Origin of the sequence: Massilia paldalensis, from assembly GCF_044901715.1 — a bacterium.
Lineage (GTDB): Bacteria > Pseudomonadota > Gammaproteobacteria > Burkholderiales > Burkholderiaceae_D > Telluria > Telluria paldalensis.
In genome coordinates, this window is sequence record NZ_JBJCIU010000013.1 from 25,603 (window position 1) to 31,686 (window position 6,084).

Genomic DNA, 6,084 nt, shown 5'->3' on the forward strand with positions numbered 1-6,084 from the left:
GCACTTTAGACCTTCCCATGATGGGAAGGTCAAGCCTGATTCGCGGTGATTCCGCCCTGTCCGGCCAAAGCTGTTTCGGCAAGCTGCCCAAGGCGTTTCAATGCTCGCTCGACTGTCGTGACATCCGCCGGCTGTTCGACACTTAGCATGCTCGTTCTCAAATCGATGCCAACCCGTAGACAGGGATCGATTGTCCGAATTGCCCCTTTCAGCCGGTAGGCACAGAACATGCAACGCATGCCATTCACGCGAAATTCGACCATATAGCCTCCTGATATTTAAGTTCAAGGAAGCGTAAACCTTCCAACGATGTCAGGGTCAAGGACTCCGAGACCTACCTACTAAGTTGCTCGCTCCCACGCGGCGTTTTTATGCCCGGACTGTTGACGCAAGCCTCGGCGCCGAAGCAGCAAGTAGACTACTGGCACGACGAACATCGACAGCAGCGGTGCAGTAATCATTCCCCCCACCATCGGCGCCGCGATCCGCTGCATGATCTCCGACCCGGCCCCATCGCCGATCATGGCCGGCACCAGGCCGGCGATGATCACCGCGACCGTCATCGCCTTCGGCCGTACGCGCAGCACGGCGCCCTCGCGGATCGCGTCGACCAGATCGGCCTCGCTCCCCTTCCCTTCCGCTAGGCGCGCCTCCCAGGCATGCTTCAGGTACAGCAGCATGATCACGCCGAACTCGGCCGAGACGCCCGCAAGCGCGATGAAGCCCACCCCGCCCGCCACCGACAAGTTGTGCCCGAGCAGCCACAACAGCCAGGCTCCGCCGGCCAGCGCGAACGGCAGGGTCGCCATGATCAGCACAGCCTCGTCGAAGCGGCCGAAGGTCAGGTACAGCAGCACAAGGATGATGGCCAGCGTCGCCGGCACGACCACCTTCAGCTTCGCAACTGCGCGCTCGAGGTATTCGAACTGTCCGGACCAGGACACCGAATACCCGGCCGGCAGCCGCACCTCCTTCGCGACGGCCTGCTGCATTTCCCGTACCGCCGACCTCAAGTCACGTCCCCGCACGTCGACATATACCCAACCGGACAGGCGAGCGTTCTCGCTCTTGAGCATGGGCGGGCCATCGTTGATGCGGATGACGGCCACGTCGCCGAGCCGGATCTGGGCCCCCGCTCCGGTGAGCACGGGCAGCTCGCGCAGCTTCTCCAGCGAATCGCGCACCTCGCGCGGATAACGCACATTGATCGGGAAGCGCTGCAAGCCCTCGACCGTTTCGCCGATATTCTCGCCGCCGACCGCAGCGGAAATCACGCTTTGCACGTCCGCCACGTTCATGCCGAAGCGGGCCGCAGCAGCGCGGTCGATCTGCACGTCGATGTAGCGCCCGCCGTTTAAGCGCTCGGCCAGTGCCGACGAGACGCCATGGACCTTGCGCACCGCAGCCTCAATCGCTCCCGTGACCTTGTCAATCTCCTGCAGGCTGCTTCCCGCAACCTTTATCCCGACCGGGCTCTTCACGCCAGTCGCCAGCATGTCGATGCGGTTGCGAATCGGCGGCACCCAGACATTGGACAGCCCCGGCACCTTGACGACCCGGTCGAGCTCTTCGACCAGCTTATCCGGCGTCATCCCGGCGCGCCACTGGTCGCGCGGCTTGAACTGAATGGTCGTCTCGAACATCTCGAGCGGGGCGGGATCGGTCGCGGTTTCCGCTCTGCCGGCTTTTCCGAACACGGTCTGGACCTCGGGAACCGTCTTGATCAGGCGGTCTGTCAGCTGCAGCAGTTCGGCGGCCTTGCCGACGCCGATACCCGGCAGGGCCGACGGCATGTACAGCAGGTCGCCTTCGTCCAGCGGTGGCATGAACTCGCCGCCTAGCCGGCTGACCGGCCAGATCGTCGCGATGGCGATCAAGGCAGCGACCGCCAACGTGCCCTTCGGGTGGCGCAGCACGGCATCGAGCAGCGGCCGGTACGCGCGGATCAGGAAGCGGTTGAGCGGGTTCGCATCCTCCCGCGGAATCTTTCCGCGGATGAGGTAACCCATCAGGACCGGAATCAGCGTCACCGCCAGGCCGGCGCTTGCTGCCATCGCGTAGGTCTTGGTGTATGCCAGGGGCGCGAACAGCTTTCCTTCCTGGGCCTCCAGCGCGAACACGGGAATGAACGACAACACGATGATGAGCAGCGAGAAGAACAGCGCCGGCCCGACCTCGGCGGCCGCCTGCTCGATCACCTGCCAGTGCGCAGCGCCTTCGAGCTTCTTGCCGGGATGCTGGTGGCTCCAGGCCTCCAGGTGCTTGTGCGCGTTCTCGATCATGACCACGGCCGCGTCGACCATCGCGCCGATCGCGATCGCGATGCCGCCCAGCGACATGATATTGGCGTTCACGCCCTGGTAATACATGATCGTATAGGCTGCGAGAATCCCCAGCGGCAAAGAGACGATGGCCACCAGTGCCGAGCGCAGGTGGAACAGGAACAGCGCACAGACCACGGCGACGACGACGAACTCCTCGACCAGCTTGTGCTCCAGGTTCGTCACCGCGCGCGTGATCAGGCCAGAGCGGTCGTAGGTCGGAACAACTTCCACGCCCGCCGGCAGGCTGGCCTTGAGCTGGGCAAGCTTCGCCTTTACGGCACCGATGGTCTCGAGCGCGTTCTTCCCGGAGCGCATGACGATGATGCCGCCGGCAACCTCGCCCTCCCCGTTCAGCTCCGCAATCCCGCGCCGCATCTCCGGGCCGACCTGCACGCGCGCGACGTCCCCGAGCGTCACCGGCACGCCGCCGGCGCCGGTCCGTAGAGGGATGTGCCGGAAGTCGTCGAGCGAGGCTAGGTAACCGGAAGCGCGGACCATGTACTCGGCCTCGCCCAGTTCCAGCACCGAGCCGCCGGCTTCCTGGTTGGCCTTCTGTACCGCATCGACCACGGTAGCGTGTGTAATCCCGTAGGCGCGCAGCTTGTCAGGGTCGAGCTGGATCTGGTACTGGCGCACCATGCCGCCGATGCTCGCGACTTCGGACACGTTCGGTACCGTCTTCAGTTCATACTTCAGGAACCAGTCCTGCAGGGCGCGCAGCTGCGACAGGTCGTGCTTGCCGGTGCGGTCGACCAGCGCATATTCGTAGACCCAACCGATACCGGTCGCATCCGGCCCAAGCGCCGGCTTGGCCTGCGGCGGCAGGCGCGACTGGATCTGGTTCAGGTATTCCAGCACCCGCGAGCGCGCCCAGTAGGGGTCGGTCCCGTCCTGGAACAGGATGTAGACAATGGAATCGCCGAAGAACGAGTAGCCGCGTACGCTGCGGGCACCCGGCACCGAGAGCATCGTCGTGGTCAGCGGGTAGGTTACCTGGTTCTCGACGATCTGCGGCGCCTGGCCTGGATAGGTCGTGCGGATGATCACCTGCACGTCCGACAGGTCCGGCAGCGCATCGACCGGCGTGCGCTGCACCGACCAGATGCCCCAAGCCACGAGTCCGACGGTGGCCAGCAGCACCAGGAAGCGATTGGCGATCGACCAGCGGATCAGGCGCGCGATCATTTGCCGTCTCCAGGTGCGGCGGCGCGTGTGGCGCGGGAGATCGAGACGACCTTGAACGTCCCGTCATCCGAGGCCTGGAATTCGAACTGCACGGTATCCCCGACCTTGATGTCCTTCGGTAGACCGCCGGCCAGTGGCACGAAGCCCATGGTCATCGGCGGCCACTTCAGGGTGGGAACCGGTCCATGCGAAATCGTCACCTCGTCCTTGGCTATCTGTTCCACCTTGCCGGTGGCGCGATGCGTGGGGGTTTTCGTCGGCATGGTGGGCATGGGCTCCGCGGGGGCGACTCCGCCAAGGCGCTGCAGGGTACCGCGCAGGCTCGCCTCGGAGTCGATCAGGAACTGGCCCGAGGCCACCACCTTCTGGCCTGCACTCAGGCCTTTCACGACCTCGGTCTGCCCATTCGCCTCGGCACCCGTGGCGACCTCCACTGGCGCGAACCTCCCTTGATCGGACACCGTGATCACGACGGTGCGGGTGCCGGTCTGGATCACGGCTTCTGACGGCACCAGCAGCGTTTCACGGCCTTGCGCCGGCGCCATGTGAATGGTCGCGAACATGCCCGGCACCAGCTCCCCTCCGGGGTTCGCCAGCTCGATCCGCGCCTTCAGGGTGCGCGTCGACGCGGTCACTTCCGGCAGCAGCGCCTCGACCTTGCCGCTGAACTCCGTACCAGGAAAAGCCGGGCTAGTTGCCTTGACGGCCATCCCGGGCTGGACCAGCGCCGCCGCGCTCTCCGGCACCTCGGCATTGACCCAGACTGTACGTAGGCCGTTAATCCGGAACAGCGGCGCCCCCAGCGTAACCGCCATCCCTTCACGTACCGCCAGCTCGCTGACGACGCCGTCGATCGGTGCCGTGACAGTGATACGGGTGATGACCTGCGACCGCGCACTCACCTGCCTGACCTGTGCCTCAGTCATGCCCGTCAGCCGCATCCGTTGCAGGGCCGCATCGAGCAGGCCGGCGGTATCGGCGCCAGGCGGCATGCGCTTGATAGCCAGGTATTCCTCCTGCGCGGCCACCCAGTCGGGCACGTACAGCTGGAGCAAGGCCTGGCCCTTGCGCACCGGATCGAGCGGCGCGCGCACGAACAGCTTTTCCACGTAGCCGTTGCTGCGCGCCTGCAGCAGCACGAGATCGCGCTCGTTGAACGCGACATTGCCGACCGCGTCCAGGGTACTGGCCTGGGAGCCCTTCCGGACCTCGACAATGCGCATGCCGAGATTCTGCTGGATGCCCGGGCTGATGGCCACGCCGCCTTCCGCCTGGGCTTCGTCCGCATAGACGGGCACCAGGTCCATGTCCATGAAGGGCGATTTGCCGGGCTTGTCGAACTTCTGGCCGGGGACCATGGGATCGTGCCAGTACAGGATTTTACGCCCCGTTTTATCGGTTCCGGGGACGGCGGCCGCTGCCGGGGCTGCGCCGTGTGCGCCCGCCCGAATCCCGAGGCGATAGGCGCCGGCGCCGGTCAACCCGAGCACAAGCAGCGCGCCGATGAGTGAAATGATGACGCGGCGGTTCATGGCCTGGCCTCCGACTGGTTCATGGAAGGCGGCATGCTGCGGCCCGATGGATAAAGGAAGTTCAGCTGCGCCCAGCGTTTCGCTGTCTCGGCCGCGAGCTGTAAAGCCTGAAGACGGACCTCGAGTTCGTTGCGGCGCGCGGCCAATACCTCGGCCAAGGCTGCCTTGCCGCCACGGTAGGCGGCGAGAACGGCCGCGCTCTGCTCAAGAGCAAGGGGCTCGAGCTCGCGTTTGTAGCGGGCAAGGCGCTCACGGCCGCTGCGCCACTCGTCCAGCATCACCCGCACTTCCGCAGCATGGGTGCGCAGCATCTCCTCGCGCTCGTCCCTGACCTGGTCGGCTTGCATGATCTTTGCTGCTAGTTCGCGGTCCTGGCGGTTCTTCCTGTCCCACTGAAGCGGTACCGACACCCCCACGGATAGCATGTTCGAGTAACCCTGCCCCCGGTGCTGCAGCGACACCTCGACCGACCAGTCAGGATGTCGATTCGCCTCGGCGAGCTGCACTCCCGTGCGTGCGATCTCTTCCTGGCGGTCGAGCACAGCGATTTCGGGGTGGTGCGCGAGCTGGCTGTCGATGGACTCCGGATCGAGCCGGACCTGGTCGATACTTGGAAGACTCTCGGGCGCGACGTCGACATCGGGCCCGGTCCAGCGCGCCAAGGTGCTCTGCGCTGTTCTCACGCGGGTGTCGAATTCGCTTACCTTGTCCTGGGCGGCGCCGATACGGCCTCGGGCCGCGAACACATCGCCCTGGCTGCCCTTCCCGGCCCGGTATGCGGCTTCTGCCGCCTCGAGATCGAGCTGCGCCTGGCTGACCTGCTGATGGACGAGGTCGGCCATCTGCTTCGCAAAATATAGGTCGATCCAGGCCTGTGCGGTCTCCCGCTCGACGCGCGCGATCGCCACTTCCTTTTGGCTTTGTTGCATAAATCAATTGAGCGCGTAGTACCCCAAACCCCAGACGGATTTACGGCATGGTCACCGCTACGGTCGTGGGCGTGCCCAAGCGCGTGAAGCGATTGAGGATGGCGGCACGGACCT

4 protein-coding genes are annotated in these 6,084 nt (G+C 65.2%); all 4 read right to left on the reverse strand.

Translation table 11 applies throughout. From position 1 onward, the window contains the following. Positions 1-29: 29 nt before the first annotated feature. Entirely contained in the window at positions 30-263 is a 234-nt protein-coding gene (locus ACI1V7_RS27555; RefSeq protein ID WP_141839272.1) for a heavy-metal-associated domain-containing protein, read from the reverse strand. Positions 264-341: 78 nt separating this feature from the next. Continuing rightward, positions 342-3,509, reverse strand: coding sequence for an efflux RND transporter permease subunit (locus ACI1V7_RS27560; RefSeq protein ID WP_404535743.1), 3,168 nt, complete (start codon positions 3,507-3,509; stop codon positions 342-344). Further along, complete coding sequence (locus ACI1V7_RS27565) at positions 3,506-5,041, reverse strand: efflux RND transporter periplasmic adaptor subunit (protein WP_141839276.1); 1,536 nt, start codon at positions 5,039-5,041, stop codon at positions 3,506-3,508. The genes ACI1V7_RS27560 and ACI1V7_RS27565 overlap by 4 nt, the downstream gene beginning before the upstream one ends. Beyond that, positions 5,038-5,970 (reverse strand): TolC family protein, encoded by a 933-nt coding sequence (locus ACI1V7_RS27570; RefSeq protein ID WP_404535746.1) that lies wholly within the window; start codon positions 5,968-5,970, stop codon positions 5,038-5,040. Before ACI1V7_RS27570 ends, ACI1V7_RS27565 begins: the two co-directional genes overlap by 4 nt. Positions 5,971-6,084 lie beyond the last annotated feature (114 nt).